This window comes from Shewanella aquimarina, assembly GCF_023349185.1.
Classification (GTDB): domain Bacteria; phylum Pseudomonadota; class Gammaproteobacteria; order Enterobacterales; family Shewanellaceae; genus Shewanella; species Shewanella aquimarina.
The window spans coordinates 111,628-129,436 of sequence record NZ_JAKIKY010000013.1 but is presented as its reverse complement, the minus strand read 5'-3'; the positions used below and the strand labels follow the sequence as shown (position 1 = coordinate 129,436).

Genomic DNA, 17,809 nt, shown 5'->3' with positions numbered 1-17,809 from the left:
AGTATACCCTTTTAGATGTCAATTGCAGTCTAAGAATGTAAGTCTAGGTAAAGGCGTGATGGACAGCAGATTCTCACTCTTTGGGCAAACTTTACAGAGGTTTACCTTAGGAAAACCCTGCATTACATAGGGGGGCGTACACTGTTAGTGTCGAAGCTCTTCCCAGAGCGAATTAACTATCCGCAATAAGCGTAAGAGGCAGATTATGAATAAGATGACCCTAAAATCAGGATTATTGGCGTTAATGACCAGTGCGGCCCTGTTAGCACCGGCTGCGTATGCGGCGGGCCCGGACGATGGCGGTTGTCGTCATGAGATGCGTGGCGAGCACCACAGAGGCCATCACGGCGATATGCATAAGATGTTTCGCGGTCTGGAGCTCACCGATGCCCAGCGTAGCCAGATGAAGGAGATGATGCAGTCTCACCGCGAGGCGATGCAGGCCAAGCGTCCTTCGGACGAGGTGCGCGCCGCGCACAAGCAGCAGATGCTGGATATAATCACCTCAGACAGCTTCAACGAGGCCGATCTTAAGTCCATGATGGCGCAGCGCAGCGAGCTCAGAGCCCAGGCTGCAGTAGAGCGCATGAAGATGCAACGCGAGATCTATCAGATGCTTACCCCTGAGCAGCAGGCGAAATTTAAAGAGAATTTCGCCAAGCGCAGTGGACGTAAAGGTGATCGCCGATAGGGCACAACTAAGTTACAATGGGTCATATTCTTCCCCTGCTAATGATTAGCTGTAATATGACCCTATGACCGACACTTCCCAATACGATTTTTGGGTAAAGCTGGCCAGCCGCGCCGCCGTGGCGACCGCCCTTACCCTGATAGTGATCAAACTGGCGGCCTGGTTCTATTCAGGCTCCGCCAGTATGCTGGCATCCCTCACCGACTCCTTCGCCGACGCCCTGGCATCCATAGTCAACTTCATCGCCATTCGCTATGCCATAGTGCCCGCGGATCAAGACCATAGATACGGTCACGGTAAGGCCGAGCCCCTGGCAGCCCTGGCGCAGTCGGCCTTTATTCTGGGCTCGGCGCTGCTGCTGTTATTGCATGGCGGTGACAGGCTGATCAACCCAACCCCGGTCAACCACGCCATGGTGGGTGTTGTGGTGTCGGCGATTGCCATAGTGCTGACCCTGGCGTTGGTCTTGCTGCAAAGACGCGCCCTGGAGAAGACGGCAAGCACTGTGGTGGAGGCCGATGCGCTGCACTATAAGTCGGATCTGTTTCTTAACAGCGCCGTGCTGCTGGCGCTTGTCTTGTCGCAGATTGGCTGGTGGTGGGCCGACGGCCTGTTCGCCATACTGATTGCCCTGTTTATCGGTCAGCAGGCCGTGGACTTAGGCTATCGCTCGGCGCAGTCGCTGCTGGATCGGGAGCTGGATGCCGATACCAAGCTCAAGATAGTGCAGGCGATAGAGAAAGATCCCCGCATCAATGGCTTCCATGATCTGCGTACCCGCACCTCGGGCAAGACGACCTTCGTGCAGTGTCATCTGGAGTTGGATGGCAGGCTACCACTGGTGGAGGCCCATGCCATCGCCGATGCCGCCGAGGCAAGGGTGAGGAGGCTGTTCGAGCATGTGGAAGTGCTGATCCACCAAGATCCCATCTAGTCGATATCCGGCGGCGAGGCCAGACTTTGCCGCCGAAAATTCTACATTACCCCGTCTTTAGGGGAATTATTTCCCTGCCAATTCAAAGGCTATTCTTCTAGTATTAATTCCTCAACAGAGGAATTTTTATGGCAGAAGCTAAGAGTCGTGTCGGCCGTCCCAGTGGCGACACTCAAAATCGCGATAAGCTGATCCTGGCGGCGAGAAATCTGTTTATCGAACGCCCCTATGCCCAGGTCTCGATTCGGGAGATCGCCAGCATGGCGGGGACAGATCCTGGCCTGATCCGCTACTACTTCGGCTCCAAGGAGCGCCTGTTCTCTGCCATGATCCACGAGACGGCGATGCCCGTGATGGCCCAGCTCCATAAGGCGAGGAGAGAGGTGCGCCAGGAGAGTCCGGCGGACTTGCTGCAGACCTACTACAGCGTCATGAGCAAGCATCCGCACTTTCCCCGCCTGATGCTACGCCTCGCCGGATTGGACCAGAGCCTGCCGGAGAATGCCGAGGTGACCAAGGCCTTCTACGAGGTGGTTAACTTTGAGAATGTCGCCATATTTCAACGATTAAAGGAGAAGGGTATGTTGAAGGACGATGTGGATGCACAGTGCGCCCAGCTGAGTTTCTTCGCCATGATGGTGTTTCCCTTTATCGTGCCCGAAAACCTACTTCAAAGAGTCGGTATTGAGATCACGCCGACGTTTTTACAGCGGCTGGCCGAGCAAAATACCCGTCTGTTGCAGCGTGGCCTGATGGAAGTGAAGGATGAGAGTGATGAATAACAAGAAACGCTATCTATTGGTCGGTGTGGGCGTTGGCGTGCTGGCCATCTTGCTCGCGGTACTGCTGAAACCCTCACCCTCCTTAGTCGCCGGCTATGATAAGGCCAGGGCGGTTGAGGTGACGCCCTTAACCCAACAGGCGATCGCTCCCAGGGTGACAGGCTTTGGCCGGGTCGAGCCCAAGCATGTGTGGCAGGCGGTGGCAGAGGTGGGTGGCAAGGTGTTATACCGTCATCCACAGCTGGAAACCGGGCGCATGCTGCCAAAGGGTACGCTGGTGCTTGAGATAGATCCCCTGGAGTACCAACTCAAGGTCGCCCAGGCCCAGGCCAGCATGCACGCCACCCAGGCGCAGCTGACCCGCCTGGATCAGCAGGAGAAAAACCTCAACACCAGCCTGAAGATAGAGCAGCAGAAGCTGGTGCTGGCCGAGCAGGAGTATCAGCGCAAGCTGACCCTGAAGAAGCGCAACCTGGTATCGAGTTCCGAGCTGGAAAACCAGAAGCAGTCGCTGCTGGCCCAGACCAAGATGGTGGAAGATCTACAGAGTTCCCTCAAGCTGTTCCCGGATGATCGCAAGGTAAGCGAGGCGCAGCTGAGCGTCGATATTGCGCAGCTACAAGACGCCGAACGCCGCCTGAATCAGACCAAGGTGGTGCTGCCTTTCGATGCGCGGGTGTCGGACATCAATATCGAGCAAGATCAGGTGGTGGCTGCCGGTGCCGTGATGCTGGTGGCCCACAGGCTGGGCACCGCCGAGATCAAGGCGGAGTTATCCTTGCAGGACATGCGCGCCCTGGTCAGCAGCCTGGTGCAGGCATCACAGCCCAGGAGCATGCCCTCTATCGATGAGTTTGGCTTGCAGGCCGAGGTCAGTTTTCAGGCGGGTAATCATAGCTTTAGCTGGCCAGCCAAGGTGACCCGGGTCGCCGAGACCGTCAATCCTAATCAGGCCACCATAGGCGTCTATCTGGAGGTGGAGCAGGACTTTAACCAGATGGATCTCCTGCTGCGTCCGCCGCTGACCAAGGGGATGTTTGTCAGCGCGGTGATCAGCGGTAAACCCAGGCCACACTTAGTGATCCCCGAGCGGGCGCTACGAGGCGATCATATCTATCTGATGGACGCCGAGCACAAGCTGGTGATCAAGCCGGTCGAGGTGCTGTTCCGTCACCAGCAGCTGGTGGCCATCACGGGAGACATGAAGGCGGGCGATTCCTTAGTGCTTAACGATCTGATCCCGGCCATCCCCGGCATGTCACTTAAGCCCGTCACCGCAGAGGGAGGGGCGCCGCTGTGATCGCTTATATCACCCGACATCCCACCCTGGCTAACCTGTTGATGTTGGCCTTCCTGCTGCTGGGTGTCGTCAACATGGGCAGCATCAAGCGCGAGACCTTTCCCGAGTTTGCCCCGCCCTATGTGATGGCCACTGTGGTCTATCCCGGCGCCTCGCCGGTCGAGGTGGAGGAGAGCATCTGCCTGCGGATGGAGGACGCCGTCGATGGTTTGGCCAATATCGAAGAGGTGAAGTGTGACGCCCAGGAGGGGGTCGCCTCCATGCGCCTCAAGTTGGAACCTAAGGCAGATCTGGGACGCATGTTGGTGGATGTACAGACCCAGATCAACGCGATTAACAACTTTCCGGCGCAGATAGAGCCGCCCATCGTCAAGGAGCTGGATTGGGCCGAGCCCGTGGTGGATATCGCCATCGTTGCCGACACCAGCTGGCCACACCTGAAAAGTTATGCCGAAGATGTGAAGCGTCGCCTTAAGATAGACGCCGGCGTGAGCCTGGTATCCATTGCCGGTTTCTCGGACCATCAGCTGCGCATCGAGCTCAATCAGGCGGATATGCGCAGGCTGGGGCTGACTGCAGCCGATATCGCCGACAAGGTCGGCAGGCAGAATGTGAAGATGCCGGCGGGGAATATCGAGCTCAAGGATAAGAATATCCTGCTCAGGTTCGATGAGCGTAAGGTCACCCCGGCTTCGCTGGCCAAGATTATCGTCGCCTCCAATCCCGACGGCAGCGTGGTGCGCCTTGGCAATATCGCCACCATCAGCGACAGATTCGAGCTGGATGAGGAGCATATTCAGTTCAATGGCAGCAACGCGGCGCTGATCAAGGTGCAGAAGAACAAGGCCGACGATGCGCTGCGGATCAAGGCCAGGGTGAGCGAGTTTATCGAACTGGAGCAGGCCCGCGCGCCGGATGGTGTGCGCCTGACCATGACCAACGATCTCTCCTCTGTGCTGCAAGACAGGCTGAAGATGATGATCACCAACGGCTGGCAGGGGATCATCCTGGTCTTCCTCAGCATGTGGCTGTTTTTCTCCCTGCGTTACTCCTTCTGGGTGTCGGCCGGCCTGCCGGTCGCCTTCATGGGCGGACTCTATCTGATGAGCCTGTTTGGCGTGTCCATCAACCTCATGAGTCTGGTGGGGCTTTTGATGGCGATCGGTATCATGATGGATGACGCCATAGTGATCGCCGAGTCGATCGCCTCCCATATCGACAGGGGGATGGCGCCCCATGAGGCGGTGGTCAAGGGGGTACAGAAGGTCGCCCCCGGCGTGGTCTCCTCCTTCCTGACGACAGTGTTGATCTTCAGCGCGCTCTTGGGGCTGGATGGCCAGATGGGCGCCGTGTTGTCGGCCATCCCGACCGTGCTGATCATGGTGCTGACCATCAGTCTGTTCGAGGCCTTCTTGATCTTGCCCAATCACCTGAATCATTCGCTTACCCATGCTAAACCGGAAGGTAAGCCCAATCGCATCGGCGAGCTTAAGACTAAGTTTCTCACCCGCTTCGAGGCGTTTCGTAACGATCACTTAGTCAGGCTGGTCACCTTTATGGTGCGCTGGCGCTATGTCAGCGTCGGCGCCACCATAGGCCTGCTGCTGATCTCTGTTTCTTTGGTGGTGGGCGGCGCGCTCAAGTTTGTGCCTTTCCCCGATCTGGATGGCGATATCGCCGAGGCGCGTATCATACTGCCGCCGGGTAGCTCCCTGAGTCAGACCCAGAAGGTGGTCGAGACGCTGATTGCCAGTGCCAAGCGTGTGGGCGATAGATACACCCATGAGGTGGAGGATGAGCATGAGCTGATCCGCGATATTACAGCCCAGTATAACTTTAACGCCGACGCCGGTGAGAGCGGCCCCCATGTGGCGACCGTCAGGCTGGATCTGCTTTCGGCAGAGACCCGCAACACCCTAATCGAGGCGTTTATCCGCGATTGGCGTATCGAGACGGGTGAGCTGGCGATGCCGCTATCTTTGGTGTTCAAGCAGCCGACCATGGGCCCGGCGGGGCGGGATATCGAGATCCGCCTGCAGGGCGACGATCTGGACATGTTGAAACAGGCGTCCGTGTCGCTGCAGAGCTATCTGGGACAGTTTGACGGTATCAGCGGCATACTCGACGACATGCGTCCGGGCAAGGAGGAGATCAAGGTGAGCCTGCGTCCCGGCGCCGAGAGCTTCGGCATCGACGGCCAACTGGTGGCGGCCCAGCTGCGCAGCGCCTACTTCGGTCAGCTGGCCGACGAGGTGCAGGTGGGGCCGGAAAATATCGAGATCGAGGTGCGGCTCAACAAGCTGCAGGCCGGTGATCTGCAGGCCCTGGCCAACTTCCCCATCATGCTGAGCGATGGCAGTCAGCTGCCGCTTTCGTCTATCGCCCTTTTGCAAGATCAGCGCTCCTATGTGCGCATCCAGCGCATCGATGGTCTGCGCAGCGTGACCGTGATGGCCGATGTGGACAATCAGCGCGCCAATGCCAACGAGACCATAGCCGCGATCGGCCGGGAGTGGCTACCCCAGATGCAGCAGCGCTACCCAGGGGTGAGGGTGGACTTTGAGGGCTCGGCCAAGGAGACGGCCAAGACCGGCAGCTCCATGGGAAAAGGCTTCCTCATCGGCCTGTTTGGCCTGTTTGCCATCCTGAGTTTTCAGTTCAGGAGCTATCTGGAACCCGCGGTGGTGATGCTGGCGATTCCGCTGGCGCTGATCGGCGTGCTCTGGGGTCATCTGCTGCTGGGCTATAACCTCTCCATGCCCTCTATCATGGGCTTCATCTCGCTGGCGGGAATCGTAGTGAACGACTCCATCCTGCTGGTGCAGTACATACGCCACCATGTGGATGAGGGAGACAGTGTGCATCAGGCGGTGGTGAGTGCCAGTCGCGAGCGTTTCAGGGCGGTGTTTCTCACCTCGCTGACCACGGCGGCGGGTCTCTTGCCTCTGCTGCTGGAAACCAGCTTGCAGGCCCAGGTGGTGCAGCCCCTGGTGGTGTCCATTGTGTTTGGTATCTTCGCCTCGACCCTGCTGGTGCTGTTTATCATCCCCTGTGCCTACGCCATACTGGCCGACTTTGACAGGGTGAAGCCCCATACTCAGCTGTAGGCTTTACTGATGCCAATAGAAAGGGCGCCCTCTGTGAATCATAAGGGCGCCCTTTTTTATGTGACTAGATATGGTGCGCAGTTTTCCTTTTAGAGGGTGGCGGCCTCGCCCAGATAACTCAAGCGAGCCATCTGGCCCTGATCTTTAAGCTCCAGCGCCTTGATGGCGTAGGGCGCACCCAGGCCAGAGGCCTCGAGTTGCTCGCCATCAAAGCTCAGGGTGACCTGACCATCGGCGTCTAGCCACTGGGCCGTCTCGGTGCGCAAGATGTTGGCCTGCTTACCCTGAGCATCGGTACCCACTAACACGGCAGAGACCTGGTAGCGTCCCGGGCTGGCGACCTGCAGGTCGAACACCGCCTGAGTAGGCTTGTTATCCTGCCAGTAGATGCTGGCCTCATCCTTTAGTTTGGCTGCTGGCACATATTGCTTGAAGGCGGTCTTGACGGTGCGGATCAGTGGCAGGCCATTTACCCGGGTCTCCACGTCGACCTGGATCTCGCTCAGGCCTAAGTTGCTGCTGGGCATCGCCAGCTCATCCGGTAGCTGAGCCTGCCAGTTATCGCCCTGCTTAATCACGGCTAGTCTGTGGTAGCGACCATCGCTCTGCTTGAGCGTCGCGGTCGGACTAAGCGCTATGTCGCTGTTGCTCAGCTTAAGATCGAAGGCCAGCTGCGGTGCCTTGCTGCTCAGCCGCTTAGGGGCCGATAGGGCCAGCTGGTAGGGGCTGCCCTTCTCCTTGACGTTGATCAGATAGCTGTCGTTGGCACTTAGGGGCTGAACAACTTGCAGTTGATAGATGCCCGGCGTCGCCTGTTGTGACAGCTTCAGGGCACTGGAGTCGTCGACGATACCCGCGGTCGCCATCGCCTGAGGATCACTCATGGATTGGATCATAGATGCCGACTTATCTACCGTCTGCTTGTTGACCTTGTAGAGGCGCAGCTGATCCGGTGAGATGGCCGGGCTGTGGCGCAGCGCGCCCGAGCTGGCATCGCCCCGGGGGGCCACGCGGATCACGCTGTCGCTCTGGCTCACGGCGAGGTTAATTCCCTTGTTGAGTTCGGCGCCCGAGACGGTGCGCCAATACTGGTCGCTGCTGCTCTGCTCTAGCTGGGTGGGGGCCACTAGCTGCGCAGCGCTGGTAATGGGGGCGCTGAAGCTGACGCCGCCGCGACTACCATTTACCGGTGGCAGCTCGGTGGCTGCCAGGGTGTCTATGGTGAGATCTCCCGAGGCGGGGGCCAGCAGAGTCACCTGGGTGACTGTCATTGCGCTGGCTTCTGGGGTATTTTCTGCCTGAGGTTCGTCGTTTTGACAGGCACTCAGCAGGGCGGACAGGGCGAACACACTCGCCATTTTGATTGATGGTTTCATCTTATGGCTCCTAGATAAGGTCGCGGATCAGGGTATCGAGATTAAAGCAGGCGCGGCGGCTCTGCTGGTGGCTCAGGGGTTCCTTACCGGCGGTGCGCTGGATATCTTTAAACCAGACGCTGCCCGCCGCCGATTGCGACTGGCACTCCAGGAAGCCGTCCGAGCAGTCGTCGAGCCAGTTCTGAGTGGTCTCCAGGGCGACCTGATACTGATAGCCGGCGCAGTAGCTGTCGCTGTCCCAGAAGGCGGAGTCGACATCTGAACCTACCACCACCTCGAAGGGGGAGGGCAGCGCCGGGCGACCCGAGGTGCCATAGAGCCAGCTGTTGTTATAGCTGCTCATCCAGCTGACCTGCTGCTGTTTCACCGCATCGCTGCCGTAGCCCAGCAGCCAACCCAATGAGGTCTCAAATACATTGCCCTGAGTGACGGCATCGGCCAGTGGCGTGCCGCCGCTGGAAGGCGCCAGGGCGATCACCCTGGAGGTGGCGTTGATGATCTTGGGATAGCGACTGTCCCAGGTGGGGTTGGAGAGGATCCAGCGCACCACGTTGCCACCGTTGGAGTGGGTCAGCAGGGTGAGGTCGTTAATGTTTTTACTGTCGATAAACTGGGTGAGTTGCCCGGCCAGACAGCCCGCGGCGGCGTCATCCCACATGTATTGGTCGAAGTCGCAGTTGATCACCAGGTAGTTATCGGGCGAGGCCGCCCCCTGGCGCACCGAGTCGACAAATTCCCGCGTCCAATAGTCCGACAGCGCATCTGTCTGATGCCCGGTGCCATGGATAAACACGAGTCCGGAGGTGGCATAAGTCAATGGGCTGACAGCAAACAGACCCAGCATCATGAGCTTTTTATAGATCTTCATTGGCTTATTTCTCTTATCTTGTTGATGTTGTTTTAGGTTTTACTACTCAGGTTTTATTACTTAGGTTTTACTACTGAGTTTTAATTACTCAGCCGTAGAGGTCAGACGTCGGACGTCAGACCTCTTAAGGGAAGCTAACGGCTGGAAAGTGAGGCGGCAAGGCTTTTTAACGGTACTTTAGTACCAGTTAAACTAAGCTTAGGTGGTTGATTGTTTTAAACAAAAAGGCGCACACCTAACTATGGTGCGTCAGCGGCCATGTCCCGCGTTTGAATAACGAGCGAAAAAAATTGCACCTTTGTTGTGCAAGCGGGCGCCGTCAAAATGATTGCCAGTGATTTTATCTGTCGGCGACCCGCTTCTCAGTTTTAGATAACTGCTTACCTAGTTTTACTGGCTGAAAATCCGGTAAATTTTAACCCTTATCAGGGGTGCAGATGGGCCTGCTCGCTGAGATCTAAGAGGGCCTGGGCCGCCGGTGTCAGGGGCAAGTCTTTACGCCAGATCAGCGCCAGGTCCCAGGTAAGATTGGGGCGAATAGGCTTGAACACCAGCTCGCTGCCCTGCAACTTGTGGCAGATAGGCTCGGGCAGTATGGCGACCCCCATCTGGGCTTCCACCATGGTCGCCAGAAAGTCCCACTGGCCGCTGCGAAAGGCGATGTTGAGCTGCACGCCCGCCTTGTGGCTCAGGCGGGTGATCAGCTTGGCCAGGGAGAAGTCCTCGTTGTAGAGGATGAAGGGGTAGGCCTCGAAGTCCTGCCAGGTCACGGCCTCTTGCTGGGCCAGGGCATGATCCTTGGGCAGACAGGCCAGCAGCGGATAGCGGGTGAGGGCGCGGTTGGCCAGCTCGACATCGTGTGTGGTGGGCAGGGCGGTGAAGGCGATATCCAGGCTGTTATTGAGTAGCGCCTGCTCACAGCCGAAGCCGCCATACTCGTACATCTGTAGCTCTATACCGGGATATTGCTGACGAAAGGCGGTGAGCAGGTCGATGATCAGGCTGCTCATCATGGGGCAGACCCCCAGGCGCAGGTGACCCGACTTGAGACCGCTCAGGTTGGTTAGGTCTTCCTGCAGCCTGTGCCACTGGCCCAAGATCTCCCGGGCGCTGTGCTCCAGCAGGATACCCGCCTGGGTTAGCTCTATCTTCTGGTTATTCCTGTGCAGCAGCTGTTGGCCCAGATTATCCTCCAGGCGCTGAATGATCTTGCTCAGGGTGGGCTGGGTGATGAAGGACTTTTCCGCTGCCCGGGTAAAGTTTCCCGTCTCAACCAGGGTGAGAAAATAATGTAAGGTTTTGATTGGTATATTCATTCTAATATGGCATTCACGGGATACTATTTATTCATTTTACTAATAGTCGCTATAAGATTACTTTGATCCAGTTGGCAAAATGAGGGCAAGGTAAATGAAAGCGAATCAAAGTTTATGGGTAGGGGCTTTATGGCAGGCGGCTATGCCTCGTGAAGTCATCGAATCCGAGTGTCAGTCTGAGAGTGTTGTTGTTAGCGCAAACAATACGCCTTCGGAAGAGGCGTCAAAGCACCCAGCCTAAGGCTGGGTGCTTTCACTCAATCCATCTCGAGTTCTTTCAGCTTACGCGTCAGGGTATTACGACCCCAGCCCAGGCGCTTAGCTGCTTCCTGTTTGTGTCCCTTGGTGTGTTTCAGCGCCGTCTCTAGCAATATCTTCTCAAACGCAGGCTGTATCTGAGTCAGTAGATCGCTCTCTCCCTCACTCAGGCGTTGATCTATCCATAGGGTCAGCGCCTCCTGCCAGCCTCCGCCGCCCGACTGCGACGCGCTGTCTTGGCTGGTGCTGGGTGTCAGCAACTCGGGGGGCAGATCCTGGGGCAGAATCTCCTGGCCCGAGGCCATCACCATCAGCCAGCGACAGGTGTTTTCCAGCTGACGTACGTTACCGGGCCAGGGAAGGCTGGCCAGGGTGTCGGCGGTTGCCTTGGTGAGTATCTTAGGCTCGACGCTGATCTCCTTGGCGGCGGTGGCCAGGAAGTGGCGTGCGAGCTGGGGAATATCCTCCCGACGCTGGGACAGCGGCGGCAGATGTACCCGAATTACGTTGAGGCGGTGGAAGAGATCCTCACGAAAATCGCCCTTGGCCACCAATGACTCCAGATTCTGGTGGGTTGCGGCTATGATGCGCACATCTACCTGCACCGGCGAGTGGCCGCCGATACGATAGAACTGTCCATCGGCCAGCACCCTCAGCAGCCTGGTCTGCACATCCAGCGGCATGTCGCCGATCTCGTCGAGAAACAGCGTGCCGCCGTCGGCCTGCTCGAAGCGGCCCTGACGCACGTTGGCGGCGCCGGTGAAGGCGCCCTTTTCATGGCCGAACAGCTCGGATTCGATCAGCTCCTTGGGGATCGCCGCCATGTTCAGGGCGATGAAGGGCTTGTCCTTGCGTGGGCTGTGTTTATGTAGGGCACCGGCGACCAGTTCCTTGCCCGTGCCCGATTGACCGTTGATCAACACGCTGATGGAGGAGCGTGACAGGCGGCCGATGGCGCGAAACACCTCCTGCATGGCTGGCGCCTCGCCGATGATCTCCGGGGCCTTAACCTCGGGCTGGCTGGCGGCCTTGGGCGACTGCTCCTTGGCGTGGCTCAGGGCACGCTCCACCAGGCCGATGGCCTCGTCGATGTCGAACGGCTTAGGCAGATACTCGAAGGCCCCCGCCTGATAGGCGCTGACGGCGCTGTCGAGATCGGAATGAGCCGTCATGATGATCACCGGAATATGGGGATAGTGCAGCTGCAGGCGATCCAGCAAGGTCAGGCCATCTGTGCCCGGCATGCGGATATCTGAGATGATCACCTGAGGTTGAGCCTGTTCCAGTGCCTGCCACAGGGATTCGGCGGCGGCGAAGCTGGCACAGCTTATCTTGGCGCCCTTGAGCGCCCGTTCGACGACCCAACGTATCGAACTATCATCATCGAGAACCCAAACTTTTTCTGTCATACACCTACTCTCTTAAGTTGAATGCTCTAAGGTCACCTACGCTAGCTCTTGAGCGGCAGCAATATGGTAAATTCTGTCTTGCCCGGCACCGAGGCGCAGTCGATGCGTCCGCCGTGGAGTCTGGCAAAGTTATGGGCGATGGAGAGCCCAAGTCCGGAGCCCTGCTCCCTGCCCGTGACCATAGGGTAGAAGAGGGTATCCATCAGCTCGGGCTTGATCCCCGGGCCGTCGTCTATGATGGAGAGCGCCAGCACCAGTTTATGGCGTGTAGTGCCTATGGTGACCTGGTGCTGGGTGCGGGTCTTGATGCGGATCTCGCCGCCTTCTTCCTCTGTCTCCAGCGCCTGAATGGCGTTCTGTACTATGTTGAGCACCGCCTGTTGCAGCTGCTCCTGATCCATCTCTATATCCGGGATCGAGGGGTCATAGTCCTGGATAAGGTGGATATTGTCCGGCAGGGTGACACTCACTAGCTTGAGTACCTTCTGGATCACCGCATGTATGTTGTGCAGGCTGTGCTCCGTGGGTTTCTGCGGGCCGAGCAGCCTGTCGACCAGGTTTCGCAGCCGATCGGCCTGCTCTATGATGAGGTCGGTAAACTCGCGCTGGTCGGCGTCTTCCAGCTCACGTGATAGCAGCTGCGCCGCGCCTCTGAGGCCGCCCAGGGGGTTCTTGATCTCATGAGCCAGATTGCGCACCAGATATTGGGCCGCCTGTTGTTGGGCATCTAGGGTGAGCTGCTGGTGTATCCTTCGCTGCTGATCCACCTGACGCAGCTCTAGTACGCCCTGCTCGGGTTGATCCGGCTCGACCTCCAGCGGGGTCAGGGTCATGTCGACCGTGTGATGCTGTCCGTCAAGGGTGATCAGGTTGGTGGTGTTGACCGTGAGCCCTTGGTGTTCGCGAATGGCGCTGCGCAGCAGCTGATGATCTATGCTGAGCAGCTGGCAGCAGTCTTGTAGGCTGTGCTCCGTGAGGCGGTGACTGCCTAACCCAAGCAGTTGCTCGGCCGCGCTATTGGCATAGCACAGCTTGAGATCATCTGAGACGACGAGTACGGCCGTCACCAGGTGATTGAGCAGAGGGTCTGTGTTCATTTACGGCTCCCGGAAAGTAGGTTGCACCATAATGGTGCACCAATTTGGTGCACGCTGCAAGCTGTCTTCACCGGGGGGATTTGAGGGTGTGATTTCCTAAGTTGTTAAAAATTATGATATAAATTTTTAACCGCCCCCGCGAGGGGTTGCCCTAGGAATCGCATATACACTGGCCCGGTGAAGAAATACGGTTCTAGGAGGGGTCGATGCAAGTTGTTTGCCGTTTTGTGCCAAGGCCCTGATTTCAAACTTATGCTCACCGCGATCCACATTCTCCAGGTTAAATACCGGGCTGGCCTGAGGCTGGCTTACGACCTTACCATCCATTACCAGCACCAGCCCATGGCCGGGGGCAAGATCTGGGGTGATGGCACCGATCACAGTGATATTACCGTTATTGTCGCGAAGGGTCTCCTCTTCGCTGGGGCTGGAGATGGTCAGCTTATACAGCTCCTTAGGCTCAGCCTTGGCGGGCGCCGAAGACTCACGTACCACGGGAGGCGGCAGCTTGATCTGGTTTTCGGTATTTTCCTTAAACTCGACCTGGGTGGAGTTTTCTACCGGGGTATCCGAGTAGTGAACCTTGCCATCCTTGTCGACCCATTTGTAGATGGCTGCCTGAGCCCCAAGGGTCAGTAACAGCAGGGTAAACAGCAATATCGGGCGCATTTGCATTCCTTTTATACCTGGTGTTTGCTACAGATTAGTCGCTTTCGCTATAAAAATCACCAGTCTCATACGACTGGCAGTTGATGGCGGGAGAAGGTTTGTTTCAGCACCACGGTAGACTCTATGCTGGCGATACACTTGAGGCCGCCGAGGGAGTGTTTGACGAAGCCTTCATATTCCAGCAGATCGTGGGCGACTATCTTCAGTAGGTAGTCGTGGGCGCCGGTGATCACCGAGCATTCCTGCACCTGGGGCAGGCGGCTCATCTCCTGCTCGAACTGCTCGCCATAGGCGGCGGAGTTCTCGGTGAGGCGCACGAAGGCGTAGACGATAACATTGAGTGACAGTGACTTAGGGTCGAGCCTGGCGCTATAGCCCTGAATAAAGCCCGCCTGTTCCAGCTTCTTGATGCGTCTGAGGCAGGGGGTGTCTGAGAGGTTGAGGCGATTGGCCAGCTCGGCCACGGGCAGTCGCCCCTGCTCCTGCAGTATGTTTAAGATCTGCTTGTCTTTACTGTCCAGTTTCATCTTTGTGCTCTCTTGCCGCTGCTGCTCGATAGGTATTGGGATAATGTGTCGGATAGCATTATTAAAGTGATTATTTTTGTCGGAATCCACCAAAAAATCTCTTTTTATGTAGGTGATATTGCAGGTTTGCCCTAATGGCTTAGTGGTAGCTTATGGAGTCATAATTAAAATAACCAAGAGATAGTTACCCTATGAGTCAAGATGTCGCGGCCTTCGATCACTGGATCAGGCAGGAGTTTGTCGAGATTAACTCGGCGCTGGAGCGCCTCTACATGCAGCAGAGCGATCCCGCCAACGTGGAGGGGATAGGCGATGAGTTAAAGGCGCGGCTGGAGGCCGAGGGCCGAAGCTTGATCAAGGCGCTGCTGGATGAGGGCAATACCGACGAGGGCTTCGATGCCGCCTTCGATCTGCTGGGCAACGTGGGCCTCTACATGGCCGCCTGCCGCCGCCATGAGATCACCGAGCCCAGCCGTGAGACCAGTTCGCCCCTGCTTGAGGCCTCGGCGCTTGCTATGCATATAGGTGCCTCCATCGGCGTGACGCCGCGCTTTGCTACGGCGCATCTGACCACCCACAACCGTGCGGTTAACGGCCTCTACAAACGCTTTACCGATCTGGACGACGAGAAGCTGTTTGTCGACTACAACACCAAGGGGATCCTCGCCTACAAGCGCGCCGCCGATGCTTTGTTGAAGATTAAGCCGCTGGGAATTTCCCATCCCATGACCGCCGAACTGCTGGAGGTGGCTCGCGTGGCGCTGGAGCAGGTGATCGCCTCCAATCAGATCCTGTTCGATCGCCTCGATACCCAGGCGTTTTTCAACAGCGTGCGTCCCTATTACAAGCCCTATCGCGTCGGTCAGCAGGTCTATCGGGGTGCCAACGCCGGTGACTTTGCCGGCATCAATGTGATCGACCTGCAGCTGGGGCTCTGCTTCGCCAACGAGTCGGCCTACTCTCAGCTACTAGTAGATAAGTTCCTCTACATGATGCCGGAAGATCAGCGCATCCTGCGCGACTGCATGCGCCGCACTAGCCTGATGGATGATTTTCTCGGTGCGATGGAGATGCGGGAGCAGTCCTGGTATCGGCAGAATCTGGCGCAGTTCCTGCGGGTGTGTGAGGCCCACGGCCAAGGGGCGATACAGCATCATGATCAGCTGGTAGAGAAATATATCGCCCAGCCCGCCAAGCAGATGGAGAGTCAGCATATCGATAAGGTCACCGCCAGCGGCCCGCCACTGCCAGTGTTATTGGGGGCGCTGGAGAAGCTCAGAGACAGACGCGCCGCCGCCAAGCGAGATGACATTCGTACCCGTTTCGACGATATCGCCAGGCTGCGCGCCAGCCTAGAGGGGTAGAGTATGTATCAGAATGATTTTGAGATGCCTAAGTCGGTCTACCTGTTAAATCACTCGGTGGGCAGGCCACTTAAGAGCCTGCGTCAGGCGTTCGATGAGCGATTCTTCCTGCCCTGGCAGGGTTCGGGGCGCGAGCCTTGGGGGGATTGGTTGTCTGTGGTAGAGGATTTTCGTGCCCAGCTGGCCAGGCTGTTTAACAGTGAGGCCAGGCTGTTTTGTCCTCAGGTTAACCTCTCCAGCGGCTTGACTAAGCTGGTGCAGTCCCTGCCCAGGTTGAGACGTCCTGGCGCCGTGATCCTGATGAGCGAGAACGACTTTCCCAGCATGGGCTTTGCCCTGCAACAGGCGCTGCCCGAGGCGCAGATACGTTTCATTCCGGCCAATCTGGATGTGAGTCTGCCCGAGGTGTGGCAGGCCTATCTGACCGACGATATCGATCTGGTGTTTATCAGCCATGCCTATTCTAATACCGGGCAGCAGGCGCCGCTGGATTATCTGGTGCCTAAGGTGCGTCAGCTAGGGGCCTTATCTGTGGTGGATGTTGCCCAGGCCGCCGGGGTATTACCTCTGGATCTTAGTGTGCTAAAGCCAGACTTCATGTTGGGGTCCAGCGTTAAGTGGCTCTGCGGCGGGCCGGGAGCGGCCTATCTCTGGGTCAATGCCGAGCAGCTGGCGCATTGCTCGCCCCAGGACGTGGGCTGGTTTAGCCATGAGAACCCCTTCGAGTTCGATATTCATCACTTTCGCTATCACGACTCGGCGCTCAAGTTTTGGGGCGGCACGCCTTCGGTGGCACCTTACGCCATCGCGGCCCACAGCATAGGCTATTTCGCCGAGCTGGGTAGCGACAAGGTGCGCCAGCATAACCTGATGCAGCTGCAGCGTATCTGGAATCAAGTGGGCGAGGCCCTGGTATCGCCCGCAGATTCTGCTCGTTGCAGCGGCACCGCCATCTTGAATTGTGGCGCGGCGCAACAACAGGTGGTCGAGGCGCTGACTCAGGCCGATATCAGCCTGGATGTGCGTAAGCAGGGGATGCGTATCTCGCCGCATATTTACAATGGTGAGCAGGACATGCAGCGGCTATTGGAGGCCCTAGCTCCCTTCTGTCGTTAGTGGAAGCCCATGATCGCTGACAAGAAGCCAGGCCTAATGCCTGGCTTTTCTATGGGCGTCAGATCTTAGCGCTTGACCCTAATTCTTCTCTCAAGTTACTAGCGCCTCGCCAGACTCAACTCGACGAAGCGCTTGATGATGGCGGCATTGGCCAGGATGCGCTGGTCGAACCCCTGCTGGCCAGGTGTCTCGCTACACACGCCGACGCTGGCGCCCAGCCGTACCAGGAAGGCCTCGAAGGAGAGGTCGAAGTGGTTGAAGATGATGCCATCTTTGACCGGGCAGTCGTCGATCAAGCCATCTTGGGCGATAGGGAAATAGTGCCCTAGGGCGTCACGCAGCTCACGGCTGAATTGGCCGGGGTGCTGGTTGGCCTCGAAGGAGTAGATGTAGGTGTCTGTCAGCAGCACATCTTCGTGGCAGGTGAGGATGCCATCTTTACTGGCGGCGGCCAGCAGCTGAGAGTGGGTCAGTAGGATCTCGCCCTCACTCGAGGTGTCTTGATTGCTGACGCCGCGGCCGTTTTCTAACACGAAGCCGCGATTAGGGTTCTGTCCCAGCTTGTTGAACCTGTGGCCGCGCTTGAAACCGGTAGGATTTACCAGAGGCAGCAGGCTGAGGTTGATCTGGCTAAATAGCTCAGGCTCCAGTTCGTTGAGGAAGTAGAGCAATCCCCAGGGGCCGGCGGCCTCCTCGCCATGAAAGCCGGCGCTGATCAGAATAGAGGGCTGATCTGCCTTCTGCGCCGGTGACTGATAGAACTCCAGCGGATGCGGACCGGCATCACCCAGCTTGCGCGCCTGTAGTCCAAGGCGGCTGGCCTGCTCTTCTAAGCGGGCATAGAAGCTGCTGATATCATTGCTCTGACAGCTAAAAATATCGCTGTGCCAGGTGAAAGACTGGAAGGGATCGCGGCTAGACATAATGGGATTCTAAAGTAAGTGATTCGGCGTGATCATGATAGCAGTTTGGCCATAAAGTTAAATCAATTTTAT

At 57.5% G+C, this 17,809-nt stretch carries 15 protein-coding genes; 7 read left to right on the top strand and 8 right to left on the bottom strand.

What is annotated here, in order from left to right:
- Positions 1-205: 205 nt before the first annotated feature.
- From L2731_RS16010 to L2731_RS15990, 5 genes are all read left to right on the top strand, one after another.
- A complete protein-coding gene (locus tag L2731_RS16010) occupies positions 206-691 on the top strand; it encodes a Spy/CpxP family protein refolding chaperone (RefSeq protein WP_249254485.1) in 486 nt (161 codons plus the stop codon).
- A gap of 64 nt (positions 692-755) precedes the next feature.
- Positions 756-1,625, top strand: coding sequence for a cation efflux pump FieF (gene fieF / locus L2731_RS16005; protein ID WP_041508871.1), 870 nt, complete (start codon positions 756-758; stop codon positions 1,623-1,625).
- Positions 1,626-1,753: 128 nt separating this feature from the next.
- On the top strand, positions 1,754-2,407 hold the full coding sequence (locus L2731_RS16000) for a TetR/AcrR family transcriptional regulator (RefSeq protein WP_249254484.1): 654 nt from the start codon (positions 1,754-1,756) through the stop codon (positions 2,405-2,407).
- Entirely contained in the window at positions 2,400-3,707 is a 1,308-nt protein-coding gene (locus L2731_RS15995; RefSeq protein WP_249254483.1) for an efflux RND transporter periplasmic adaptor subunit, read from the top strand. Before L2731_RS16000 ends, L2731_RS15995 begins: the two co-directional genes overlap by 8 nt.
- Positions 3,704-6,814, top strand: a complete 3,111-nt coding sequence (locus L2731_RS15990) for an efflux RND transporter permease subunit (RefSeq protein WP_249254482.1) — start codon at positions 3,704-3,706, stop codon at positions 6,812-6,814. Before L2731_RS15995 ends, L2731_RS15990 begins: the two co-directional genes overlap by 4 nt.
- A gap of 89 nt (positions 6,815-6,903) precedes the next feature.
- Here the strand turns inward: L2731_RS15990 and L2731_RS15985 are convergent, their stop codons facing one another.
- The 7 genes from L2731_RS15985 to L2731_RS15955 form a co-directional block, all read right to left on the bottom strand.
- Positions 6,904-8,190 carry a DUF4785 family protein gene (locus L2731_RS15985; RefSeq protein ID WP_249254481.1) on the bottom strand — a complete coding sequence of 429 codons (1,287 nt, stop codon included), beginning with the start codon at positions 8,188-8,190 and terminating at the stop codon, positions 6,904-6,906.
- Positions 8,191-8,200: 10 nt separating this feature from the next.
- The gene (locus L2731_RS15980; RefSeq protein ID WP_249254480.1) at positions 8,201-9,058 is read right to left on the bottom strand and encodes a lipase family protein; all 858 of its coding nucleotides are present in this window, start codon (positions 9,056-9,058) and stop codon (positions 8,201-8,203) included.
- Positions 9,059-9,483: 425 nt separating this feature from the next.
- Entirely contained in the window at positions 9,484-10,374 is an 891-nt protein-coding gene (locus L2731_RS15975; protein ID WP_041508877.1) for a LysR family transcriptional regulator, read from the bottom strand.
- A 257-nt stretch (positions 10,375-10,631) separates the two neighbouring features.
- Entirely contained in the window at positions 10,632-12,041 is a 1,410-nt protein-coding gene (gene glnG, locus L2731_RS15970) for a nitrogen regulation protein NR(I) (protein ID WP_160797717.1), read from the bottom strand.
- Positions 12,042-12,082: 41 nt separating this feature from the next.
- Entirely contained in the window at positions 12,083-13,138 is a 1,056-nt protein-coding gene (glnL, locus tag L2731_RS15965; protein ID WP_041508879.1) for a nitrogen regulation protein NR(II), read from the bottom strand.
- 126 nt (positions 13,139-13,264) lie between these two features.
- On the bottom strand, positions 13,265-13,807 hold the full coding sequence (locus L2731_RS15960) for a DUF4124 domain-containing protein (protein ID WP_239853452.1): 543 nt from the start codon (positions 13,805-13,807) through the stop codon (positions 13,265-13,267).
- Positions 13,808-13,872: 65 nt separating this feature from the next.
- Entirely contained in the window at positions 13,873-14,334 is a 462-nt protein-coding gene (locus L2731_RS15955; RefSeq protein ID WP_249254479.1) for an Lrp/AsnC family transcriptional regulator, read from the bottom strand.
- 191 nt (positions 14,335-14,525) lie between these two features.
- Here L2731_RS15955 and L2731_RS15950 point away from each other — a divergent pair, with 191 nt between their 5' ends.
- Both L2731_RS15950 and L2731_RS15945 read left to right on the top strand, forming a co-directional pair.
- Positions 14,526-15,698: a PrnB family protein gene (locus L2731_RS15950; RefSeq protein WP_249254478.1), complete on the top strand. Its 1,173-nt coding sequence runs from the start codon at positions 14,526-14,528 to the stop codon at positions 15,696-15,698.
- Positions 15,699-15,701: 3 nt separating this feature from the next.
- Positions 15,702-16,814 carry an aminotransferase class V-fold PLP-dependent enzyme gene (locus tag L2731_RS15945; RefSeq protein ID WP_249254477.1) on the top strand — a complete coding sequence of 371 codons (1,113 nt, stop codon included), beginning with the start codon at positions 15,702-15,704 and terminating at the stop codon, positions 16,812-16,814.
- Positions 16,815-16,912: 98 nt separating this feature from the next.
- On the opposite strand, the gene L2731_RS15940 is transcribed toward L2731_RS15945, so the two are convergent.
- Entirely contained in the window at positions 16,913-17,737 is an 825-nt protein-coding gene (locus L2731_RS15940) for an N-acetyl-ornithine deacetylase (protein WP_249254476.1), read from the bottom strand.
- Positions 17,738-17,809: the final 72 nt, after the last annotated feature.